The organism is Achromobacter sp. NPDC008082 (assembly GCF_042957345.1).
Taxonomy (GTDB): domain Bacteria; phylum Pseudomonadota; class Gammaproteobacteria; order Burkholderiales; family Burkholderiaceae_B; genus Achromobacter; species Achromobacter kerstersii_A.
Window position 1 is genome coordinate 201,947 of record NZ_JBIBIB010000004.1, and the last position, 20,128, is coordinate 222,074.

The 20,128-nt window shown below is 63.6% G+C and carries 22 protein-coding genes and 2 tRNA genes; 6 read left to right on the forward strand and 18 right to left on the reverse strand.

The annotated features are described in order from the left end of the window. Nucleotides 1-2: 2 nt before the first annotated feature. From ACFZAI_RS17140 to ACFZAI_RS17160, 5 genes are all read right to left on the reverse strand, one after another. Nucleotides 3-1,199 carry an aminotransferase class V-fold PLP-dependent enzyme gene (locus ACFZAI_RS17140; RefSeq protein ID WP_391568043.1) on the reverse strand — a complete coding sequence of 399 codons (1,197 nt, stop codon included), beginning with the start codon at nt 1,197-1,199 and terminating at the stop codon, nt 3-5. A gap of 58 nt (nt 1,200-1,257) precedes the next feature. Next, nucleotides 1,258-1,731, reverse strand: a complete 474-nt coding sequence (locus ACFZAI_RS17145; protein WP_391568044.1) for a RidA family protein — start codon at nt 1,729-1,731, stop codon at nt 1,258-1,260. 94 nt (nt 1,732-1,825) lie between these two features. Further along, the gene (gene gcvA / locus ACFZAI_RS17150; protein ID WP_391568045.1) at nt 1,826-2,746 is read right to left on the reverse strand and encodes a transcriptional regulator GcvA; all 921 of its coding nucleotides are present in this window, start codon (nt 2,744-2,746) and stop codon (nt 1,826-1,828) included. A gap of 171 nt (nt 2,747-2,917) precedes the next feature. Beyond that, nucleotides 2,918-2,993, reverse strand: a tRNA-Asn gene (locus ACFZAI_RS17155). Nucleotides 2,994-3,059: 66 nt separating this feature from the next. Further along, entirely contained in the window at nt 3,060-3,860 is an 801-nt protein-coding gene (locus tag ACFZAI_RS17160) for an IclR family transcriptional regulator (RefSeq protein ID WP_391568046.1), read from the reverse strand. A gap of 159 nt (nt 3,861-4,019) precedes the next feature. Here ACFZAI_RS17160 and ACFZAI_RS17165 point away from each other — a divergent pair, with 159 nt between their 5' ends. The 3 genes from ACFZAI_RS17165 to ACFZAI_RS17175 all read left to right on the forward strand — a co-directional run bounded on the left by ACFZAI_RS17165 (nt 4,020) and on the right by ACFZAI_RS17175 (nt 7,961). Further along, nucleotides 4,020-5,441: an amidase gene (locus ACFZAI_RS17165; protein WP_391568047.1), complete on the forward strand. Its 1,422-nt coding sequence runs from the start codon at nt 4,020-4,022 to the stop codon at nt 5,439-5,441. A 30-nt stretch (nt 5,442-5,471) separates the two neighbouring features. After that, nucleotides 5,472-6,437, forward strand: coding sequence for a Bug family tripartite tricarboxylate transporter substrate binding protein (locus tag ACFZAI_RS17170; protein ID WP_391568048.1), 966 nt, complete (start codon nt 5,472-5,474; stop codon nt 6,435-6,437). A gap of 135 nt (nt 6,438-6,572) precedes the next feature. Then, nucleotides 6,573-7,961 carry a GntP family permease gene (locus ACFZAI_RS17175; RefSeq protein WP_391568049.1) on the forward strand — a complete coding sequence of 463 codons (1,389 nt, stop codon included), beginning with the start codon at nt 6,573-6,575 and terminating at the stop codon, nt 7,959-7,961. A 95-nt stretch (nt 7,962-8,056) separates the two neighbouring features. Here ACFZAI_RS17175 and ACFZAI_RS17180 read toward each other — a convergent pair whose 3' ends face one another. After that, a complete protein-coding gene (locus ACFZAI_RS17180) occupies nt 8,057-8,896 on the reverse strand; it encodes an MBL fold metallo-hydrolase (RefSeq protein WP_391568051.1) in 840 nt (279 codons plus the stop codon). 36 nt (nt 8,897-8,932) lie between these two features. Beyond that, complete coding sequence (locus tag ACFZAI_RS17185) at nt 8,933-9,460, reverse strand: sugar ABC transporter (protein WP_391568052.1); 528 nt, start codon at nt 9,458-9,460, stop codon at nt 8,933-8,935. Nucleotides 9,461-9,626: 166 nt separating this feature from the next. On the opposite strand from ACFZAI_RS17185, the gene ACFZAI_RS17190 reads away from it, so the two are divergent. After that, nucleotides 9,627-10,520, forward strand: coding sequence for a LysR substrate-binding domain-containing protein (locus tag ACFZAI_RS17190; protein WP_391568053.1), 894 nt, complete (start codon nt 9,627-9,629; stop codon nt 10,518-10,520). 57 nt (nt 10,521-10,577) lie between these two features. Here the strand turns inward: ACFZAI_RS17190 and ACFZAI_RS17195 are convergent. The 6 genes from ACFZAI_RS17195 to petA all read right to left on the reverse strand — a co-directional run bounded on the left by ACFZAI_RS17195 (nt 10,578) and on the right by petA (nt 15,123). After that, nucleotides 10,578-10,653: transfer RNA gene (locus ACFZAI_RS17195), tRNA-Thr, on the reverse strand. A 246-nt stretch (nt 10,654-10,899) separates the two neighbouring features. Then, on the reverse strand, nt 10,900-11,352 hold the full coding sequence (locus tag ACFZAI_RS17200; protein WP_054421031.1) for a ClpXP protease specificity-enhancing factor: 453 nt from the start codon (nt 11,350-11,352) through the stop codon (nt 10,900-10,902). A gap of 12 nt (nt 11,353-11,364) precedes the next feature. After that, entirely contained in the window at nt 11,365-11,976 is a 612-nt protein-coding gene (locus ACFZAI_RS17205) for a glutathione S-transferase N-terminal domain-containing protein (protein WP_006216817.1), read from the reverse strand. A 153-nt stretch (nt 11,977-12,129) separates the two neighbouring features. Then, nucleotides 12,130-12,993 (reverse strand): cytochrome c1, encoded by an 864-nt coding sequence (locus ACFZAI_RS17210; RefSeq protein WP_391568054.1) that lies wholly within the window; start codon nt 12,991-12,993, stop codon nt 12,130-12,132. A gap of 24 nt (nt 12,994-13,017) precedes the next feature. Further along, nucleotides 13,018-14,406 (reverse strand): cytochrome bc complex cytochrome b subunit, encoded by a 1,389-nt coding sequence (locus ACFZAI_RS17215; RefSeq protein WP_006224519.1) that lies wholly within the window; start codon nt 14,404-14,406, stop codon nt 13,018-13,020. Nucleotides 14,407-14,481: 75 nt separating this feature from the next. Further along, nucleotides 14,482-15,123, reverse strand: a complete 642-nt coding sequence (gene petA, locus ACFZAI_RS17220) for a ubiquinol-cytochrome c reductase iron-sulfur subunit (RefSeq protein ID WP_054421033.1) — start codon at nt 15,121-15,123, stop codon at nt 14,482-14,484. A 140-nt stretch (nt 15,124-15,263) separates the two neighbouring features. Here petA and mscL point away from each other — a divergent pair, with 140 nt between their 5' ends. Then, a complete protein-coding gene (gene mscL / locus ACFZAI_RS17225) occupies nt 15,264-15,713 on the forward strand; it encodes a large conductance mechanosensitive channel protein MscL (RefSeq protein ID WP_006224521.1) in 450 nt (149 codons plus the stop codon). Nucleotides 15,714-15,741: 28 nt separating this feature from the next. Here the strand turns inward: mscL and ACFZAI_RS17230 are convergent, their stop codons facing one another. Then, the gene (locus ACFZAI_RS17230; protein WP_054421034.1) at nt 15,742-16,518 is read right to left on the reverse strand and encodes a Nif3-like dinuclear metal center hexameric protein; all 777 of its coding nucleotides are present in this window, start codon (nt 16,516-16,518) and stop codon (nt 15,742-15,744) included. 19 nt (nt 16,519-16,537) lie between these two features. On the opposite strand from ACFZAI_RS17230, the gene ACFZAI_RS17235 reads away from it, so the two are divergent. Then, the gene (locus ACFZAI_RS17235) at nt 16,538-17,698 is read left to right on the forward strand and encodes a trypsin-like peptidase domain-containing protein (protein ID WP_391568056.1); all 1,161 of its coding nucleotides are present in this window, start codon (nt 16,538-16,540) and stop codon (nt 17,696-17,698) included. Here the strand turns inward: ACFZAI_RS17235 and ACFZAI_RS17240 are convergent. The 4 genes from ACFZAI_RS17240 to tatA form a co-directional block, all read right to left on the reverse strand. Beyond that, entirely contained in the window at nt 17,695-18,243 is a 549-nt protein-coding gene (locus ACFZAI_RS17240; protein ID WP_391568057.1) for a helix-turn-helix domain-containing protein, read from the reverse strand. The two genes, ACFZAI_RS17235 and ACFZAI_RS17240, sit on opposite strands and share 4 nt — an antisense overlap. A gap of 101 nt (nt 18,244-18,344) precedes the next feature. Next, complete coding sequence (tatC, locus tag ACFZAI_RS17245) at nt 18,345-19,136, reverse strand: twin-arginine translocase subunit TatC (protein ID WP_391568058.1); 792 nt, start codon at nt 19,134-19,136, stop codon at nt 18,345-18,347. Then, the gene (gene tatB / locus ACFZAI_RS17250; protein ID WP_391568060.1) at nt 19,133-19,816 is read right to left on the reverse strand and encodes a Sec-independent protein translocase protein TatB; all 684 of its coding nucleotides are present in this window, start codon (nt 19,814-19,816) and stop codon (nt 19,133-19,135) included. Before tatB ends, tatC begins: the two co-directional genes overlap by 4 nt. Nucleotides 19,817-19,888: 72 nt before the next feature. Further along, complete coding sequence (tatA, locus tag ACFZAI_RS17255) at nt 19,889-20,116, reverse strand: Sec-independent protein translocase subunit TatA (RefSeq protein ID WP_006216828.1); 228 nt, start codon at nt 20,114-20,116, stop codon at nt 19,889-19,891. Between the last annotated feature and the right edge of the window lie 12 nt (nt 20,117-20,128).

Consider the following 20,128-nt stretch of genomic DNA (forward strand, 5'->3'; position numbering starts at 1 on the left):
GCTTATCGCGCCAGCTTGCGCAAGCCATCCAGCAGCTGGCTGATTTCGTCGTCGCTGGTCAGGTAGCTGACGGACGCTCGCGCAATCTGCGTCAGGCCGCGCGCCTGCATGTCCAGCGGCGTGTAGGGCACGCCATTGCTGCCGATGGTGATGCCTTGCGCGGCCAACGCGCGCTGCACGTCGGCCGCGTTCTGGCCCGCCAGGTTGAAGGCCACCAGCCCCGATTGCTCGCGGCCCTGATCCAGCACGGTGATGCCGGCGATGGCGGCCAGCTCTGCGCGCAGCGTGCGGGCGGTGGCGTCGATGGTGGCGCGGATGGTGTCCAAGCCCAGGTCCAGCGCTTCCTGCAAGGCGTTGGCCAGGCCGCAACGCAAGGCTAGTGCGCTCTCGGCGCCTTCCAGGCGCGCGGCATCGGCGCGCAGCACGGGTTGGCCGTCTGCGTTCAAGGGGGCGGAGTGAGTGTCGACGAAGGCGGGCGTGAGCGGGTCCAGGAACGCGCGGCGCACATACAAGAGGCCAGTGCCGCGCGGGCCGCGCAAGGCTTTGCGCCCGGGGCCGGTCAACACGTCGCAACCAATGTGTTCCACATCGATGGGCAGTTGGCCAATCGCTTGGGCGGCGTCGACGAAGTACGGAATGCCATGTTGGCGCGCCACGCTTCCGATGGCGGCGGCCGGGTTGATCAGGCCGCCATTGGCAGGCAGCCACGTCAGCACAATGAGGCGCACGCGCTCGTCCACCATGGCGGCAAGCGCATCGGCGTCCACGCAGCCGCTCGCATCCGACGGTATCGTCTCCAGCACCGCGCCGGCGCGCTCGGCGTGAAGCCGCATCGTGGCCAGATTGCCGCCCCATTCGTGGCGGCCGACCAGAATGCGGTCACCGGGCTGCCAGCGCGGCAACGCCGCGAAGGCCGCGCCCCAGCCATGGGAATTGCCGGTGGTCAGCGCAATCTCTTCAGGCTGCGCGTTGAGCAAGCGCGCGCCCAGCGTGCGCGCGTTTTCGGTCAGCGCGCGTGAACGCACTCCGGCCTCCATCGGCCCTTCTGTGGCTTCGCGCAGCAGGTGGGCGTGAATGGCGTCCACGGTAGCGGCAGACGGCAGCGACGAACCGGCGTGGTTGAAGTGGACGCAGTGTTGCGCACCGGGCGTGCGTGCGCGCAGGGCCAGCCGGGCGTTGGAAGTCAGAGGGGCAGACATGGTGGTCTCGGAGCGTGTTGCGGGCGCAGATGCGCCCGCGAGGGATGTTGTCGACCAATCAGGCAGGCGTGAGCGCGATCACGGCTTCAACTTCCACCGCCACGCCTTGCGGCAACGAGGCCACACCCACCGCGCTGCGCGAGTGGCGGCCGGCGTCGCCGAACACGTCCACCATCAAGTCGGACGCGCCATTGGCGACGGCGCTTTGACGGTTGAAATCCGGCGTGCTGGCCACGAACACGCCCAAGCGCACCACGCGCGCCACGCGGTCCAGGCGGTCGCCGGTAGCGGCGGCAATTTGCGACAGGATGCCCAGGCCGGACAGCTTGGCGGCTTCGATGCCATCGGCATCGGAAATCTGGTTGCCCAATTGGCCCAGGTACTGGGGCTTGCCGCCTTTGCGTGAAATTTGTCCCGAGATATAGAGCAGGTTGCCTTCCAGAACAAACGGAACGTAATTGGCGGCGGGCGCGGAGGCGGCTTCCAGGGCGTAGCCCAGTTCGGCCACGCGGCCAGAGATCGAGCGGGTCATGTCGGTGCACCTTGAATGGTTGGAGATAGCGTTGATGCTATCGGCGCAGGCCGCGTCTGACCAATCAATTCTTGCACTTTACGTATGAGTAAAACTAATGCGTGTCGGCGGCAGTGGATTCGGCTGCGGCCTGCTTCAGCCAGTCATGCAGCATTTGCGCTGCGGGGGTGAGCGCGCCGCGCGGCGCAACGAACCACCAGCCGATGCGGGCGTCTTCCAGCACGGCGTCAGGCAGCGCCTGCACCAGCGCGCCGCTGGCCAGGTGCGGGGCGATCAGCCGGTGCCGGCCCATCGCCAGGCCCTGGCCCGCCAGCGCGGCTTCGACGACGATGTTGTAGTCGTGCAGGCGCACGGTCTGCGCGCGGCCCAGGTCCATGCCATAGCGCCGCGCCCACGCGTCCCATTCAAACGGCTGCTTGGCGTGCGAGGTGAGGAGCGCATGGCGCAGCAGATCGTCCGGCGTGCGCGGGCGCTTGCGGCCGGCGACCAGGCTGGGTGCGCAGACCACAGACAGCCGCTCGGTCATCAACAGCCGCGATTTCACGCCAGGCCACACGCCGCGCCCATAACGGATAGCGACGTCCACATCGCCGCCCGCCACGTCGGCCAGGCTGATGTCGGGTTGCAGTTGCAGGTCGATATCGGGATGCGCGGCGGCGAAGGCCGGCAAGCGCGGCGCAAGCCAGCGGGTGGCGAACGAGGCCAGCAGCCCTACCGTGAGCGTCGTGCGCGCCACAGCGGGTGCGCGGATCGCGTCGGTGCCTTGCCGCAGTAATTCGAACGCGGCATGCACGTGGTCGTAGTACTTCTGTCCGACGGGGGTCAACGCGACGGCGCGCGTGCGCCGTTCAAAAAGCGCCAGTCCCAATTCCCGTTCCAGCCGCTGGATGTGATGGCTGATGGCGCTTTGCGTGACGAAGAGTTCCTGCGCGGCCAGCGAAAAGCTCAAGCGGCGCGCGGCCGCTTCGAACGCGCGCAGGGAAACCAGGGCAGGCAGGGATCGCGTGGAACGCATGGAGTCAGCAGTGCAGCATCAGGACGGGATGCGCGTCATCCTACGCTGATCGAAAGGCGTGGGGTCAAAGTCCAATGCGAAAAGCCCAATGCAAAAAGCCCGCAACCAAAGTTGCGGGCTTTTTTAGGGGTACTGCGAGCAATGCGGATGCAGCTTGCATTGCTGAATTCTTGGCTCCCCGAGCTGGGCTCGAACCAGCGACCTGCGGATTAACAGTCCGTCGCTCTACCGACTGAGCTATCGGGGAACAGGTAGAGGGGCCGAATTATGCACAAAAAATCGAAAGAATGCAAAGCGGGCCGAAAATTTTTTGTCAGGCGTGCTGAATCGCCTGGGCCGTGCGGAACAGTTGCGGCACGATATCGCGCAGCAAACGGTCGTGGGGATAGTCGTGGCGGGGCGCGCTGACACTGATTGCCGCCAGCGGCGCGTCGCGCGCATCGCGTAGCAACACGGCCGCGCCGACCTGGTTTTGCAGCACTTGATCTTCGGTCAATGCATAGCCGTCGTCGCGCGCTTGCCGGATCAGCGCCAGCAAGGCGCCGGGCTCGACCACGGTGCGCGGTGTGAACGCGCGCGGGGGCGAGCGCTGTAGCGCCTTGCTGATGGCGCTGTCGTCACACTGCGTCAGCAGCATGCGCCCGCCGCTGTTGCACCAGGCCGGCATGCGGCGGCCCGGCAGCATTTCGGCCAGCGTCAGCTGCCGGCTGGGCAGGCGCAGCAGATAGATCATGTCATCGCCCGCCAGCACGCTCATGTGCACAGCCAGGCCGCAGCGATCACGCAGCGCCACCAGATGCGGGGCGGCCATGGACACCAGGCGGTCGCTGCGCAGGAAGTAATAGCCCAGCTCCACCACGCGCGGCCCCAGGCGGTAGCGGCGCGTGGCCGCGTCCTTGACCAGGTAGCCCAAGCGTTCCCACGTATGCGCAAAGCGCTGCGCCGCGCTTTTGCCCAGGCCGGTCAGGGTGGCGATGTCGGTTAGCCCCAATGAGTCCGAAGCGTCACGAAAAGCGTCCAGCACGCGCATGCCTTTTTCCAGAGACGCGACGAACAGCGGGTCGTCGGCATCGGGCGTGGGGGTGTCGGCAACCGGATTTTGGCGAGGGGTCATGAGCGTTTGGCCGATGTCTTGCACATGGGAAATGGCGGGGTGGCGCGGGTGGTAGCAAGGCGCGGGGCTAGTTTCCCCGAATTGTTCGCGCGCCGAAACCGCACTATAAAGTTGATTATTCAATACTTTGTATCGCATAGCAATACAACCAAGCTGCACATGACTGCTACCTCTTCCCTTTGCGAGATGACCGCCGTGGCGCTGCGCGCCGAGATCGCCGCCGGCCACGTCAGCGCCCGCGACGTCACCGCCGCCCATCTGGCGCGCATCGACGCCTGCAACCCCAGTGTGAACGCGATTGTGACGCTGGACGCCGAAGGCGCGCTGGCCCGCGCCGCGCAAGCCGACGAACGTCAGGCCGCCGGCCACCCGCTGGGCTTGCTGCATGGCTTGCCCATCGTGCACAAGGATTCGTTCCTGACGGCCGGCATGCGCACGACTTATGGCTCGCCGCTGTATCGCGATTTCGTGCCTGAGCGCGACAGCCTCATCGTCAGCCGCGAACGCGCGGCCGGCGCCATCACGCTGGGCAAGACCAACCTGCCCGAGTTCGGCGCGGGCTCGCAGACCTTCAATACGGTCTTCGGCGCCACCCGCAACCCCTACGACTTGCGCCTGACCGCGGGCGGAAGCAGTGGCGGCGCGGCCGCCGCGCTGGCCGCACGCATGACGCCGCTAGCCGACGGCACGGACATGGGCGGCTCGCTGCGCAACCCCGCGTCATTCTGCAACGTGGTGGGCCTGCGCCCATCGCCCGGCCGCGTGCCGCAATGGCCCACGGCCAGCCCGTACAACGCGCTGACGGTGGCTGGCCCGATGGCGCGCACGGTGGCCGATGTGGCGCTGCTGCTGGCCGCCACCGCAGGCAACGACGCGCGCGACCCGCTGGCCATCGACCAAGATCCCGCGCGCTTTCTGGACAGCCTGGCCCGTGATTTCAAGGGCGTGCGCATTGCCTACGCGCCGACGTGGGGCGGCCTGCCGGTCGAACGCGCGGTGACGCAGGTGCTGGACCGCCAGTTGCCCGTCTTCGCCGGGTTAGGCGCGCACGTGGAGCCCGCCTGCCCCGACTTCACTGGCGCGGACGCTTCGTTTCAGGCCTTGCGCGGCCAGACCTTCGCGGTGGGCTACGAAGCCGTGCTGCGCGAGCACCGGCATCTGTTGAAAGACACGGTCATCTGGAATATCGAATTGGGCTTGCAGCAATCGCCCGCAGCCATCATCCAGGCCGAGCGCGACCGCGCCGCGCTGTTTGCGCGCATGCACGCCTTCATGCAGACGCACGAATTCCTGATCGGTCCGGTCAGCCAGGTGCTGCCGTTTCCGGTCGAACACGAAAGCGTGAGCCGCATCGAAGACACGCCGATGCACAACTACATCGATTGGATGCGCTCGGGCTACTACCTGTCGTTGACGGGGCATCCGGCCATCTCCGTGCCCTGTGGCTTTACCGACGAGGGGTTGCCCGTGGGCATCCAGATCGTTGGCCGGTATCGGCAGGAGCATGCCCTGCTGCAACTGGCGCACGCGTTCGAACAAGCCACGCAACACTGGCGCCGTGCGCCCGCATTGCCCAACTGACCTTCACACCTACAACACAAGGGGAAATCCATGAACCAGAAAGTCCTACGCACGCTTGCGCTGTGCGTCCTGGCCGCCGCGCCGCTGATGGCGTCGGCGCAGAACTATCCGGCAAAACCGATCACCATGGTCGTGCCGTTCCCGCCGGGAGGCTCCACCGACGTCATCGGCCGCCTCTTTGCCGCCAAGCTGGGCGCGCGGCTGGGCCAGACCGTCGTGGTCGAGAACAAGCCCGGCGCCAACACCAGCATCGGTGCGGTTGCCGTGGCGCGCGCCGCGCCTGACGGCTACACGTTCATGATCACCGGCGCGCCCACGTTCACGTTGAATCCGCTGCTGTATTCGAACCTGAACTACGACCCGATCAAGAGCTACGAATACGTCGCCATCGCGGGCAGCACGCCGTTCGTGATCCTGACGAATCCGCAGACCGGCATCGGCACCGTGGCCGACATCACCAGCAAGTCAGCCGCGCAGCCGCTTAGCTTTGGCTCGTTCGGCAATGGCTCCACGCCGCACATCGCGGGCGAGTCGCTGGCGCAGCGCACGGGCGCCAAGCTGCTGCACGTGCCCTATCGCGGCAGCGCGCCGGCCATGACGGACCTGATCGGCAATCAGATTCCGCTATCTATCGACACGCTGGTGGCAGGCCTGCCGCAAATCAAGGCGGGCAAGGCCCGCGCCGTCGCACTGACGGGCAACGCCCGTTCGCCGCTGGTGCCTGACGTGCCCACCGTCGCCGAAAGCGGCGTCACCGGCTACGACTTCGAAACCTGGTTCGGCGTCGTCCTGCCGCATGGCACGCCGGCCCCCATCGTGAGCCGCTTGTCCAAGGAGATCCAGGCGGTCATGGCCGAACCGGATACCCGCGCCAAGCTGCAAGATCTGGGCTTTGACGCCACCTATCAGGAGCCGGCCGCGTTCCGCCGCAAGGTGGAAACGGAGCTGGAACGCAATGTGGCGATCATCAAGGCGGCGGGGATCAAGCCGGATTGATACGGATTTTGGGACGATAGCCGTCGCCAACGGCGGCAGCGCCCCACGAGCGGGATGCAGGTTGGCGACAGGCTGCATCCCTTATCATGGCACCCAGAAGGTTCGCGGCCTCTTTCGTCTTTTCTGGGTTCATCCATGTCTTCGTTCGACATTCAATTGCTGCTCACCGCCTTGGTGAGCGTCCTGGTGCTGGTCGCACTTATCGTCTCGCGCATCCGCATGCACCCGCTGCTGGCGCTGTTGATCGTTTCGATCGGCGTCGGTTTCGCCACAGGCATGGAGCCTGTGGCCATCGTCAAGAACCTGACCGATGGCGCGGGTAAAACCCTGGGCGCGGTAGGGGTAGTCATTGCGCTGGGCGCGATGCTGGGCAAGATCCTGGCGGATTCCGGCACCACCGAACGCCTGGCCAACGCCATCCTGCAGCGCACCTCTACCCGCATGATTCCGTGGGCCATGACGCTGGTGGCTTTCGTCATCGGCATCCCGATGTTCTTTGAAGTGGGACTGGTGGTGATGCTGCCGCTGATCTTCAGCGTGGCGCGCAAGCTGGAAAGCCAGCAGCGCTTCAAGGGGTCGGCCTATGTGTATGTGGGCGTGCCCGTGATTTCGGCGCTGGCGGCCATGCACGGCATGGTGCCGCCGCATCCGGGCCCGCTGACCGCCATTGCCACCTTGAAGACAACGGTCGGCCCGACGATGATCTACGGCTTCATCGCCGCCCTGCCCGCCATGATTTTCGGCGGGCCGCTGTATGGCGCCTTCATCGCGCCGCGCATGACGACTCGCCCCGACGCGGCGCTACTCGATCAGTTCACCGCCACCAAGGAAGCCGCAGGCGGCCACGCCGCGCCCAGCGTCGGCCTGGGCGTGCTGGCGGCGTTGCTGCCGGCCTTATTGATGCTGGTGCATGCGGTGGCCGAGATGCTGCTGCCCAAGGGGTCCAGCACGCTGCACGTGGCCGCGTTCCTGGGCAACCCGATCGTCGCCATGCTGCTGGGCGTGCTGTTCGCGGCCGTGACGCTCGTCTTCATGCGCCAAGGCGATGCCGAAAAGCTGCGCGAGGCGCTGGGCCAAAGCCTGAAGCCTATCGCCGGCATCATGCTGATCATTGCTGGCGGAGGCGCGTTCCAGCAGGTGCTGACCAGCGCCAAGGTCGGCGACGCCATCGTGCACCTGACGCACCAATTCGCCTTCCCGCCGCTGATCCTGGGCTGGCTGATCGCCATGCTGCTGTCGGTGTCCACCGGCTCGGCCACCGTCGGCATCGTTGGCGCAGCGGGCCTGCTCGCGCCGCTGGCAGGTGCCGACCCCAGCCTGAACCTGCCGCTGCTCGCGCTGTCGATCGGCTGCGGATCGCTGTTCTTCAACTACGCGAATCACGCCGGCTTCTGGATGGTGAAAGAGTCCTTCGGCATGACGATGGGCGAAGCCACGAAAACGATATCGGTTGTGCAATCGATCGTGTCGGTGGTGGGCTTGGTGATGGTGCTGTTGTTCAACATGCTGCCGGCGCTGGGGTGATTGTGGGCCTGACGCATCGACGGGCTGCCTGAACAGCGCGCACAGGCCTTCCAGCGGGGTATCCGACAAGGCTGCCTCGCCTCGGCGCCCCAAGCTCAGGCCTCGTAAAGCAGACCGTAGCCGCTGCCCGTTCGCTTGATTCGCGCGAAGCCGAGTTCGCCCAGATGCATGCCGGCGATCAATAGTCCTTCCGAGCTGACCATATCTAGAAGCCGTGATCGCGTGGCGGCTGCCTGGGACGCGTCTTGGTCAAATGCAATCGAGACGTCCGGCCGTTGAATCTGGATATGAGGGAAATGCACAATGTCTCCCCAGACAAGCACGCTCTGCTCGGCGGATTCGAAAAGATAGCCGGAGTGTCCATCCGTGTGTCCCGGCAATGGCATCGCTTTGATACCGGGAAGCACCTCCCCTTCAGCGAACGTGCGAAGCGTGTTGCGGTAGCCGCTGAAGACCTGGCGTGCGGTCAGGAAGTTGCCCCGGGCGCGCTCGCTGGCACGGCTTAAGTTGCCGTCGTCCTGCCAGAATGCAAGCTCCCGCTGATGAACAACCAGTTCTGCATTCGGAAAGACGATGTGCCCGGCGGCGTCCACCAGCCCGCCGACATGGTCGGGATGGGCATGGGTGAGCAGAATGGTGTCGATGTCGCCGGGTTCGACGCCAGCGAGCGATAAATTCCTTATCAGGCGGCCGCCCCATTGCTTGATCCCTCCGGCTCCTGCATCGATAAGAATGGTACGGCCCGCTCCGCGTACCACGTAGCAGTTGATATGCACGGCGGCAGGCTCCTGCTGCCCGGCTTCGCTTTGCATTCTGGCGGCGAGGGATGGGTCGATATTCGAGAGAAAGTCCAGGCTGGCGGTGAGGTAGCCGTCGCTAATGGCGGTGATCGTGAAATCTCCAGCTTGCTGAGTTGGAAAGGTAGTGGCGGACATCGCTATCTCCGGAAGACTTTGTTCGCTTCAAGCGTTTCAAGCGCTGCGGGCGCTTGTCAGTTGCTCTGTCATCGGCGAATAGAGGTGGACGCCGTCGGGCAGCCTCTCGGCAAGCTGAGCTGTTTGTCGAGGCAGTTTTGCAAGCCAACGGCGTTCCGGGGACTGGTCCAGCGCTGCAGCTTGCATCGCTACGGGCGTGAGGCCCATCTGGATCAGAGGGTCGGGGCCGCTTGCACAAAGCACGAGAAGCTCGGATGCGCTGACCGCCGGCGCAAGGCCGATATCGCTGTACAGATTTCGGTGCCAGTCGGTGATGTATTGCTGCCACCTTGCGAAATTGCCGCCGCCATTCTGGCGATATTCCTCGCCCGTCAGCACATCGAGACCGTCGATGGTGTGGACGGCCAGGTAGCGCGGGCAACCGTCGCTTAACGCCTTGAAGCGCTGCGAGGTATGAAAGCCGGTAACCGAGATAAGGGCGGGCAGCTTTTCAAGGCTATAGAAGGCGTTCCATTCGGCTTCGCTGCTGGGATCGGCGAAGCTGCATTCCACGATGTAGATCATCAGATTGTCCTTCGAGACGGGCGAGGCGCTTGCGGCAGCCATCCCGTTTTCATTGCGGTAACGTAATGCTAAGTGGACAATTCCGGCCTATATAGCGATATAAAGTCAGCCTTCAGTGATATTTAATCAAGCTGATATCGAACCCATCCCCGTTGGTGAAACATTCATGCGACGTAAGATCCCGAGCAATTCCGCGCTCCTTGCTTTTGAGGCAGCGGCTCGACATGGCAGCTTTGCGCGCGCGGCCAACGAATTGGCGCTGACGGAGGGCGCGGTCAGCCGTCAGATCGGACGCCTTGAGGCATTTTTGAATGTCGCGCTGTTCGAGCGCGTGGGAAATCGGGTAAGGCTTGCGCCCAACGGCAAGCGATACGCGGTGCAGGTGCGTGAGATTCTGGATCGGCTGGAACGGGATAGCCTCTATCTGATGGGGCAGCCCATTGAGGGGGGCAGCATTGATATTGCCGCCATTCCGACCTTCGCCACCCGTTGGCTGATTCCCCGGCTGAAGCGCTTTCAGAATGCGCATCCGAACATTACCGTGCATATCGCCGAGCGTATGGAGCCCTTCATTCTTGCTGGCAGCGGATTCGACGCAGCCATTCATTTTGAGCATCCGGCATGGGCGGGTATGCATTTGCATCCCCTGCTGGAAGAGGTGCTTGTGCCCGTCTGTAGCCCGGCGCTCCTGGCGGAGGCCGGTGCGAACGTGTCGCTCGACCACCTGCCACGCCTTCACCGGCGGCAGAACCCGGACGCGTGGCAGCTTTATGCAAAAGAGGCCGGCATCGTACTGACCAATTCGGCGGTAGGTGCGCGCTACGATCTGCATTCCATGCTGATAGCGGCGGCGGTAGCCGGCCTGGGGGTCGCGTTGGTGCCGCGTCTTTACATCGGGGCTGAGCTGGAACAAGGCCGTCTGTTCGCACCTTGGGCGGACGGCAAAGCAATTACCAAGACCTTCTGCCTGGTTCTTCCTGAGCCGCTCGAGTTGAGTGCGGCGCCGCTACAGGCATTTGCGAAATGGATGCTTCATGAAGCGCGGAGCCAGGCGTCGTGACGTATCGCCAGCGGGCTTCGCGTACTACCGCCTATGACGCTATTGCAATAGGGGTAGTGGTGCCGGTGAAAGGAATCGAACCCTCGACCTTCTCATTACAAGTGAGCTGCTCTACCAACTGAGCTACACCGGCACGGCGTGCCCAGGGGCACGCGCAGGGACTGCATTGTAATGAAAAATCGGCGGGGCTGCGTGGCGCCGCGGATGCGTGTGTTCCTGGCCCGCTGCTTACTGCCATCCCGGTAAGAAACCGCCGTGAAATGTCGGACGATTCCGATGCTGGAATCTGGCAGCACAACGCGCTGCGCCGGCAGGAGGCGGCAGAAGACAGCGATGGCAAAGACGGCGCGCCAGGCACGCCGTCTTTGTGTCGAACACGCTATTTGACGATGGTCAGACGCGGACGCTTGGGTTCGTCGTCATCACCGCCGTCGTCGCCAGGCGCGGCGTCGGCGTCGGAGCCTTCGGGCGCGGCAGCGGTATCCGCCACGCCTTGAGCACCGGCTGCCGGCGGTTCATAGGGCTGCACTTCGAAGCCCATGCCTGCGCCGGTTTCGCGCGCGTAGATGGCGCTGACCGCGCCGACGGGAACGTAGACGTTCTCGGTCACGCCGCTGAAGCGGGCTTGGAATTCAATGAATTCATTGCCCAGCACCAGACGGTTGGTGGCCAGCGTGCCGACGTTCAGAGTGATCTGACCGTCACGCACATGCGCGACGGGCACCATGGTGTGCTCGTCGACCTGCACGGTGATGTACGGCGTGTAGCCGTTATCAGTGCACCATTCATGCAGCGCGCGGATCAGATACGGTTTGGTCGAAGTTTCACCCATCACGCAACAGCCTTAACGACGCATCACTTTTTCCGAAGGCGTCAGCGCTTCGATGTAGGCCGGACGCGAGAAGATGCGTTCGGCGTACTTTTGCAGCGGGGCCGCATTCTTGGGCAGTTCAATGCCGTAGTGATCCAGGCGCCACAACAGCGGAGCCACGGCCACGTCGAGCATCGAGAATTCTTCGCCCAGCATGTACTTGTTCTTCAGCAGCATCGGAGCCAGCTGAGCCAGGCGGTCGCGAATGTTCTGGCGCGCGTTGGCCAGTTTCTTCTCGTCGGGCTTGGCGCTGCGGTCTTCCAGCGTCGAGACGTGAACGAACAGTTCTTTCTCGAAGTTGTAGAGGAACAGGCGGGTACGGGCGCGCATCACCGGATCAGCGGGCATCAGCTGCGGGTGCGGGAAGCGCTCGTCGATGTACTCGTTGATGATGTTCGACTCGTACAGAACCAGGTCGCGTTCGACCAGAATGGGCACTTGACCGTACGGGTTCATCACCGCGATGTCTTCGGGCTTGTTGTACAGGTCGATGTCGCGGATCTCGAAATCCATACCCTTTTCGAACAACACGAAGCGGCAGCGTTGCGAAAACGGACACGTGGTTCCGGAATAGAGCACCATCATGGTGTAAGTCCTTTATTGAAAAACGAAAGGCCAGCGCCTAAATCTAGCAGGCGCTGGCCCCGATTGCCAGACGGGATAGGCGTACAGCCCTATCCTCCGCTACCGTCCCCTTTTTATCGGGGGACGGTCATATTGCCTGGCGGGGCGTTGCGGTTAGCGCACGTGTTTCCAGTACGAGGCGTTCAAGCGCCACGTGACGAGGAAGAACAACAGCAGGAACAACATGACGCCGACGCCGATGCGGACGCGCAATGTCTGGACGGGCTCGGCCATCCAGGACATGAATGCGGTCAGATCAGCGACGTCGTTGTCGTATGTTGCGACTTGGGCCGGGTTGGCGGCCTTAAATTTGGCATCAAAGGTGGCATGGCCGTGGTAATCAGCTACCGGTTCGGCCTTGACCGTGGAAAAACCTTGAGCATCGTACACCGTCGTGACGCGTTCCCAGGTTTTGGGTGCGCCTTCCTTGGCATCCTTGGCTTCCACTTCATGCATCGCGGTGGTCGTCAGTTCGCGCGGACCCTGGCGTTCCCAGAGCGCATGAGGCATGCCGACGGCCGGGAAAACCAGGTTGTTCCAGCCGGTGGCGCGCGACGTGTCGCGGTAGAAGGTGCGCAGGTAGGTGTAGATGTAGTCAGCGCCGGACGGGCCGGCGTTGACCGATTTGGCGCGGGCGATCACGGACAAGTCCGGGGGCGTCGTGCCAAACCACTTCTTGGCGTCCTTGGGTGACATGGCGATATTCATCATGTCGCCCACCTTTTCGCCGGTGAACAGCAGGCTTTCCTTGATTTGCTGGTCGGTCAGCCCGATGTCCTTCAGCTTGTTGTAGCGCATCGACGATGCGCTATGACAGTTCAGGCAGTAGTTGACGAACAGCTTGGCGCCGTTTTGCAGCGACGACATGTCGTTGACGCGGTACGGCGCCTTGTCCAGCGGGAACCCGCCCTCGGCGGCGAATGCGGCGGTGGTGCACGTGAGCATCAAGGCTACGGCACCAATCAGCTTCTTGATCATGGTTAATCCGTTATCTGGTGGGGCTCAGTGGGCGTGGAACGTAACGCGCTCAGGCACTTGCTTGAAGGTGCCAAGGCGGCTCCAGACCGGCATCAGGAAAAAGAATGCCAGGTACAGCAGCGTGCCAATTTGCGACGTGATGTTCAACGGCGGACTGGGCGGCTGCGTACCGATGTAGCCGAGCACCAGGAAGTTGACCATGAAGATGCCGTAGATCCACTTGTGCCACGTGGGCCGGTAGCGGATCGACTTGACCGGGGAATGGTCCAGCCAGGGCAGGAAGAACAGGATGACAACCGTGCCGCCCATGGCCACCACGCCCCAGAACTTGGCGTCGATCACGCGCAGCAGCACGGCCACGACGATCAGGATGCCGGGGATGGCAACGCGCAGGATGCCCTTCAGGTTGCTCTTGACGAGCAACGCGATGGCGCCCAGCACCGAGGCGCCCGCCAATACCCACGTGAATTCGTCGGTGGTGGCGCGCAGCATCGAGTAGAACGGCGTGAAGTACCAGACCGGCGCGATGTGCGGAGGCGTCTTCAGCGAGTCAGCAGGAATGAAGTTGTTGAACTCGAGGAAGTAGCCGCCCATTTCAGGGGCGAAGAACACGATGAACGCAAACACGAGCAGGAAGCCCGCCACGCCCATCAGGTCATGCACCGAGTAGAACGGGTGGAACGGAATGCCATCCTTCGGCCGGCCGTACTTGTCTTTCGGACCCTGCTTGATCTCGATGCCGTCCGGGTTGTTCGAGCCCACTTCGTGCAGCGCCACCAGGTGAGCCGCGACCAGGCCCACGAGCACCAGCGGAATCGCGATGACGTGGAAGGCGAAGAAGCGGTTCAGCGTGGCATCCGACACGACGTAGTCGCCGCGAATCCAGATCGACAGTTCAGGGCCGATGAACGGAATGGCCGCGAACAGGTTGACGATCACCTGGGCGCCCCAATACGACATCTGGCCCCAGGGCAGCAGGTAGCCGAAGAAGGCTTCGGCCATCAGACAGAGGAAAATCGCCACGCCGAAAATCCACACGAGTTCGCGCGGCTTGCGGTAGGAACCGTAAAGCAGCCCGCGCAACATGTGCAGGTAGACGACGACAAAGAACATCGACGCGCCGGTGGAGTGCATATAGCGCACCAGCCAGCCCCACGGGACTTCGCGCATGATGTATTCGACGGACTGGAACGCGCGTTCGGCGTCCGGCTTGTAGTGCATGACCAGGAAAATACCGGTCACGATCTGCAGCACCAGGACCAATAAGGCCAGAGAGCCAAAGAAATACCAGAAGTTGAAATTCTTCGGTGCGTAGTACTCGGACAGATGGGCTTTCCAGGTGGAGGTCACCGGAAAGCGCCGGTCCAACCAGCCCAGCAGGCCTGTCGTCTCGACGGTTTTCTCGCCAGCCATGTAACGGCTCCTTCTCTAATACGTGTGCGTATTTGTTTTACTTACGTAATTCGGGAAAAAAGCGCGACGCGAGCGTCAGGCCTTGTTGTCTTCATCGACGCCCACAATGATGCGGGTATCGCTCAGATACTGGTAGGGCGGTACTTCGAGATTATCGGGAGCAGGCTTGTTCTTGTAGACCCGGCCGGCCAGGTCGAACGTGGAGCCGTGGCACGGACAGAGGAATCCGCCTTGCCAATTGGCGCCCATGCCGCCACCGCCGCCTGTCTCGAAGTGCGAGGTGGGCGAGCAGCCCAGATGAGTACAAATGCCGACACAGACGAAGATCTCGGGCTTGCGCGAACGAGCTTCGTTTTCTGCGTATTTGGGAGTGAAGCCAGGCCGTTTGGATTCGGGATCGGCCAGTAAAGGGTCAAGCGCTTTGAGACCGGCGAGTTGTTCGGGAGACCGGTGAATGATCCATACCGGCTTCCCGCGCCATTCCACTGTCTTCATGGTGCCGACGGGTATATCGCCGATATCCACTTCTACAGGGGCCCCGGCCGCGCGGGCCTTTTCAGAGGGAGAAAATGTGCTCACAAGCGGCACTGCCGTTGCGACACCTGCTACGCCACCCACAGCACAGGCGGTGGTAACCCAGAAACGTCGCGAAGGATCAGGTGGCAGGTTGGGATCAACCGCACCGTCATCATCGTGCACCAGCGTATCCTGACTCATCTTCCTATCCTTGTTGATGCGCCCGCTCTACGAGTAGCATCACTTCTGCGGCATCGGGTTCGCGGGAATATGTAACAACATAGCAACCGCGTATTATAGCGCCAGCCCACTGACGGGCGTATCACGAAGGGAGTGCTTTTATGAGCAAAGCAACTGGTTTCGTCAAAGAATTCCGAGATTTCGCTGTTAAAGGCAATGCGGTTGACTTGGCGGTGGGTGTCATTATCGGCGCGGCGTTCGGCAGAATTGTTGATTCGCTAGTCAAAGATATCGTCATGCCTCTGGTCAACTTCATCCTGGGTGGTTCGGTTGATTTTTCGAACAAATTCTTGGTGCTGTCGATGCCTGCTGGCTACAACGGCCCGATGACGTATGCCGACCTCACGAAAGCCGGCGCGAACGTGTTCGCGTGGGGGAATTTCGTCACGATCATCATCAACTTCGTGTTGTTGGCGTTCGTGATTTTCTGGATGGTGAAAGCTATCTACAAGGCCCGCACCAAGGCCGAGGAAGCACCGGCCGCACCGGCCGCAACGCCCGAAGACGTGGCGCTGCTGCGCGAGATCCGCGACCTGCTGAAAAAGCCATGAAGAAAGCGCCCCGTGGGGCGCTTTTTTATTAGGCTGGATTATCAAGGTCGACAAATTCGACCTTGATGCCGAAGTGCTCAGCAACCGCCTGGCCCAGCGCTTGTGCGCCATAGCGCTCGGTGGCGTGATGGCCGGCGGCGATGAACCCTACGCCGGTTTCGCGCGCCAGATGCACGGTGGATTCCGAGACTTCGCCCGTGATGTAGGCGCTGACGCCGGCGTCCACGGCGTCAGCCAGCATGCCTTGCGCGCCGCCCGTGCACCACGCTACGCGCGACACGGGTTGATCGGGGTCGCCCACAACCAGCGGCTGGCGGCCCAGCCGTTCGGCCACGCGCGCGCCAAGTTCGCCAAGCGTTTGCACGCCGGTAGCGTCGCCCAGCCAAACCAGATTGTCCTGGCCACAGGTTTGCGGCGAGCCGTCATCGCGGCGCGCGGGCGTCAGGCCCAGCACGCGGGCCAATTGCGCGTTGTTGCCCAGTGTGGGGTGGGCGTCCAGCGGCAAGTGGTAGGCGTACAGGTTCAGGTCGTTTTTCAACGCCAACGCCATGCGCGTGCGTCGCGTGCCGATGACGCGGCGGTCTTCGTTGCGCCACATCCAGCCGTGATGCACCAGCACCGCGTCGGCGCCGCGTTCGACGGCCGTGCGCAACAACGCTTCGCTGGCGGTGACACCGGTGATAATGTGTCCGACTTCGGATCGGCCCTCGACCTGCATGCCGTTGGGGCAATAGTCCTTGAAGCGCGCCGCTTGCAGGGTGTTGTCCAGCCAGCTGGCCAGCACGTGAGAGTCCACTTTTTTCATTGTTTGTCCTATCAGAATCATGCGCCGATATTGGCTGATCTTCGCTCAGGCCGTCACGGTCTGCCTGGGTATTCTATTCGTCGTCACGACGTTGCGGCCCGACCTGCTGCGCCTGGCTGCGCCGGGCGCCGCGCCCGCCGCGGTGGCTGCGGCCACACGGCCCGCCGCAGGCACGGGAACGGGCCCCGTGTCTTATGCGGATGGGGTGGCGCGCGCCGCGCCGTCTGTCGTGAACGTCTACACCACCAAGCACGTCAATGTGCCACTGATCCCGCTGCCGGATGATCCGGTGCTGCGTCAGCTGTTTGGCCAGCTGCCGGGCGTGAGCCGGCGCGAGGCCACGACCAGCCTGGGTTCTGGCGTCATCGTGAGCCAGGACGGCCATGTGCTGACGAACTATCACGTGGTGCAAGCGGCCGACGCCATTGAAGTGGCCTTGAGCGATGGCCGCCGCGACACCGCCAAGGTGGTGGGCGCAGACCCTGACACTGACCTAGCCGTGCTGAAGCTGGCCTCGTTGCGTACCCTGCCCGCCGCGGCGCTGGCTGCTGACCGCGGCTTGCGCGTGGGCGATGTGGTGCTGGCCATTGGCAACCCGTTTGGCGTGGGGCAAACCACCACGCAAGGCATTGTGTCCGCGCTGGGCCGCAACGGGCTGGGCTTGAACACGTACGAGAACTTCATTCAAACGGATGCGGCCATCAACCCGGGCAACTCGGGCGGCGCGCTGGTGGATGCGGAAGGCAACCTCGTCGGCATCAACACGGCGATCTACTCGGAATCGGGCGGGTCGATGGGCATAGGCTTTGCGACACCGGTAGAGATTGCGCGCAAGGTCATGGACGAAATCGTCAAGACGGGCGGGGTCAAGCGGGGCTGGCTGGGTGTGGAGCCGCAAGACGTCACGCCGGAACTGGCGCGCGCATTCGGGCTGGGCGGTGACGCCAGGGGCGCGATCATCGCGGGCGTGATGCGCGACGGCCCTGCCGCGCGCAGTGGCTTGCGGGTGGGCGATATCGTGCAAAGCGTCAACGGCAAACGCATGGCCGACACCGCGCAGTTGTTGGCCGAGATTGCGCAGTTGCCCCCGGGCCAGCGCGCCACGCTGGGAATTCTGCGTTCCGGCAAGCCGCAGGACATGACGGTGGTGGTGGGCACGCGGCCAGGCAAGCCGCGCTAAGACGCGAGCGACTTCGTGGCTTGCGGCCCTGCGCCCGGCGTCTGGCTTTCGACCATCAGGCGCACCATCGACAGCACGGTCTTTTTCGTGCTGTCGGGTTGCTGGCGCAGCAACACGCATATTTCGGCGCAATAGCCGTCAACCTCTGGGGCGGACGCGGGTAAGGCTGCGTGCATGAACGCATGGGCCGCCGCGCGCGTGCCGGCTTGCATGGCGGCATCCGTGCTCGCCGCAGCATGTGGCGTACGCTGCGGCCCTGCGTGTGGCGCACTATGTGCCGCAGGATTTGGCGCTCCATAGTGCGCGCCGTGGGCCTTCGCGTGTGGCTCGACCGCGCTGATGACGCCGTCTGACAGCCACGGCACGCTGGTATCCAGCGCGGTGGCCAGGCGTATCAGCGTGGCGCGAGACGGCGAATAGCCATCGGCACGGGTAAGGATGCGGTGAATGCAGGACTGCGGCACGCTGGAAATGCGTGCGAGCTGGTTCTGGCTATGGATACCGCGCCACCGCATCAGGGCGCGCAGTCTGTTGGCGAGGGACATGTCTGCAATGTAGGGTTGCAGCCATGTCCCAGCAAGAGTGAAACAGTCCTATATTGGCCGTCGCGGTGACGGCCTGGACGGCCTGGACGGCCCGGACGGCCTCAGTGACGCTCGGTCAGCGAATCGGAACCGGCCTCGTCAGCCGCGCCCGCCTTGGGCTGCACCATGCGGGCGCAGATCAGCCCCACTTCGTACAGCAGGCACAGCGGCACGGCCAGCATGAATTGGCTGACCACGTCGGGCGGCGTGACCACCGCGGCGATGATGAAGGCGCCGACCACGACATAGCCACGCGCCGACCTCAGCTTGGACAGCTCAACAATGCCCATCTTCACCAGCAAAACTACCGCCACCGGCACTTCGAAGGTGATGCCAAACGCCATGAACATCGTCATCACGAAGCTCAGGTAGGCCTCGATGTCCGGCGCCGGCGTGATGGATTGCGGCGCGAAGGTGGCGATGAAGTGGAACACCGTGCGGAACACCACGAAATAGCAGAACGCCATGCCCGCGATGAACAGAAAGGTGCTGGAGATGATCAGCGGCAGCGCCAAACGCTTTTCGTGGCGATACAGGCCGGGCGCAACAAAGGCCCAGGCTTGGTACAGCACGACGGGCAATGCCACGATGAACGCGGCCATCATTGTGACCTTGACGGGCACCATGAATGGCGTGATGACGCCGGTGGCGATCATGCGCGTGCCTTCGGGCAGCGAGGCCAGCATGGGCGCCGCCAGCACGTCATAGATGGCCGAGGCGCCAGGGTAGATGAACAGCACAATGAACACCGCCACCACGGCGCCCACGGCGCGCAGCAGACGGGTGCGCAATTCGACCAGGTGAGAGATGAAGGTCTCTTGCTGGCCTTCTTCTTGGGATGCGTCCTGGGTCACGTCGGTGTTCCGGAGGGCGGGACGGGCTTGGCGGCGAGCGCGGCGTCGTCAGCCTGGGGCGCGCGAGGCGCCTGGGCGGGTTGTTGGGATGCGGCCGGCGCGATAACCGGCCCGGTAACGGGGCCCCGCGCGGGGGCCGGGACGGTAGCCGGCGCGGAAACAGAAGCCGAGACGGCAGCGGGGGCGGCTGCGGGGCGGGCTTCGGACACGGCAGGCAGGTCCAGATCCAGGCTGTGATTCTGCCCCGGCGGCGCGATGGTGCGTGCGGCTTCGGCGGGGGCGTTCGCGGTGGAGGCATTCCCGGCAGAGGCGGCTTCGGCCGAGGCACCCCCGGCTGACGCGTCTCCCACGATCACCGGCGCGGCCTTGCCGCTGGCTTCGCGGGCCACTTCGTCGAGTTCGGCGCGGAATTGCTGCACGGGCTCTTGCAGGGACGCATGCGTGTCGTTCAGCGATTGCTGCACCCCTTGCGCGGCGTCTTCCATTTCGGTTTTGAACTTGCGCAGTTCGTCGAGTTCGATTTCGCGCTGGATATCGGACTTCACGTCGTTGACGTAACGCTGCGCGCGCCCAAGCAGGTGGCCGACGGTGCGGGCTACTTTGGGCAGGCGTTCGGGGCCAATGACGATCAAGGCGACGACGCCGATCACCATCAGTTCAGTGAGGCTGACATCAAACATTCGACGGCCGCTCGGGAATTGAAGCAATAAGGGCCGGCCCGTTCAGGGCTGGCCCGGGAGACGAGCGGGAGCTCAGGAGTTGGTCTTTTCCTTGGCCTGCACGTCGATGGTTTCGCCGGACACGCGCTGCTGCGCGATCGGGTCAGCCGGCTTTTCGCCGTTGGCGTCCTTCATGCCTTCCTTGAAACCCTTCACTGCGCCGCCCAGGTCCGAGCCGATGTTGCGCAGTTTCTTGGTGCCGAAAATGAGCGCCACGATGACCAGAACGACCAACCAATGCCAAATGCTGAAACTACCCATGATGTTTCTCCG

Bases quoted from the DNA above. Each gene is read 5' to 3' on its own strand.
- ACFZAI_RS17145 (WP_391568044.1), bottom strand. From the start codon at position 1,731: ATGACCCGCTCGATCTCTGGCCGCGTGGCCGAACTGGGCTACGCCCTG.
- ACFZAI_RS17165 (WP_391568047.1), top strand. From the start codon at position 4,020: ATGACTGCTACCTCTTCCCTTTGCGAGATGACCGCCGTGGCGCTGCGC.
- tatB (WP_391568060.1), bottom strand. From the start codon at position 19,816: ATGTTTGATGTCAGCCTCACTGAACTGATGGTGATCGGCGTCGTCGCC.
- ACFZAI_RS17205 (WP_006216817.1), bottom strand. From the start codon at position 11,976: ATGATGGTGCTCTATTCCGGAACCACGTGTCCGTTTTCGCAACGCTGC.
- ACFZAI_RS17190 (WP_391568053.1), top strand. From the start codon at position 9,627: ATGCGACGTAAGATCCCGAGCAATTCCGCGCTCCTTGCTTTTGAGGCA.
- gcvA (WP_391568045.1), bottom strand. From the start codon at position 2,746: ATGCGTTCCACGCGATCCCTGCCTGCCCTGGTTTCCCTGCGCGCGTTC.
- ACFZAI_RS17235 (WP_391568056.1), top strand. From the start codon at position 16,538: ATGCGCCGATATTGGCTGATCTTCGCTCAGGCCGTCACGGTCTGCCTG.
- tatA (WP_006216828.1), bottom strand. From the start codon at position 20,116: ATGGGTAGTTTCAGCATTTGGCATTGGTTGGTCGTTCTGGTCATCGTG.
- ACFZAI_RS17170 (WP_391568048.1), top strand. From the start codon at position 5,472: ATGAACCAGAAAGTCCTACGCACGCTTGCGCTGTGCGTCCTGGCCGCC.
- ACFZAI_RS17175 (WP_391568049.1), top strand. From the start codon at position 6,573: ATGTCTTCGTTCGACATTCAATTGCTGCTCACCGCCTTGGTGAGCGTC.
- ACFZAI_RS17160 (WP_391568046.1), bottom strand. From the start codon at position 3,860: ATGACCCCTCGCCAAAATCCGGTTGCCGACACCCCCACGCCCGATGCC.
- petA (WP_054421033.1), bottom strand. From the start codon at position 15,123: ATGAGTCAGGATACGCTGGTGCACGATGATGACGGTGCGGTTGATCCC.
- ACFZAI_RS17240 (WP_391568057.1), bottom strand. From the start codon at position 18,243: ATGTCCCTCGCCAACAGACTGCGCGCCCTGATGCGGTGGCGCGGTATC.
- ACFZAI_RS17185 (WP_391568052.1), bottom strand. From the start codon at position 9,460: ATGATCTACATCGTGGAATGCAGCTTCGCCGATCCCAGCAGCGAAGCC.
- ACFZAI_RS17200 (WP_054421031.1), bottom strand. From the start codon at position 11,352: ATGGGTGAAACTTCGACCAAACCGTATCTGATCCGCGCGCTGCATGAA.
- ACFZAI_RS17215 (WP_006224519.1), bottom strand. From the start codon at position 14,406: ATGGCTGGCGAGAAAACCGTCGAGACGACAGGCCTGCTGGGCTGGTTG.
- ACFZAI_RS17140 (WP_391568043.1), bottom strand. From the start codon at position 1,199: ATGTCTGCCCCTCTGACTTCCAACGCCCGGCTGGCCCTGCGCGCACGC.
- ACFZAI_RS17210 (WP_391568054.1), bottom strand. From the start codon at position 12,993: ATGATCAAGAAGCTGATTGGTGCCGTAGCCTTGATGCTCACGTGCACC.
- ACFZAI_RS17230 (WP_054421034.1), bottom strand. From the start codon at position 16,518: ATGAAAAAAGTGGACTCTCACGTGCTGGCCAGCTGGCTGGACAACACC.
- mscL (WP_006224521.1), top strand. From the start codon at position 15,264: ATGAGCAAAGCAACTGGTTTCGTCAAAGAATTCCGAGATTTCGCTGTT.
- ACFZAI_RS17180 (WP_391568051.1), bottom strand. From the start codon at position 8,896: ATGTCCGCCACTACCTTTCCAACTCAGCAAGCTGGAGATTTCACGATC.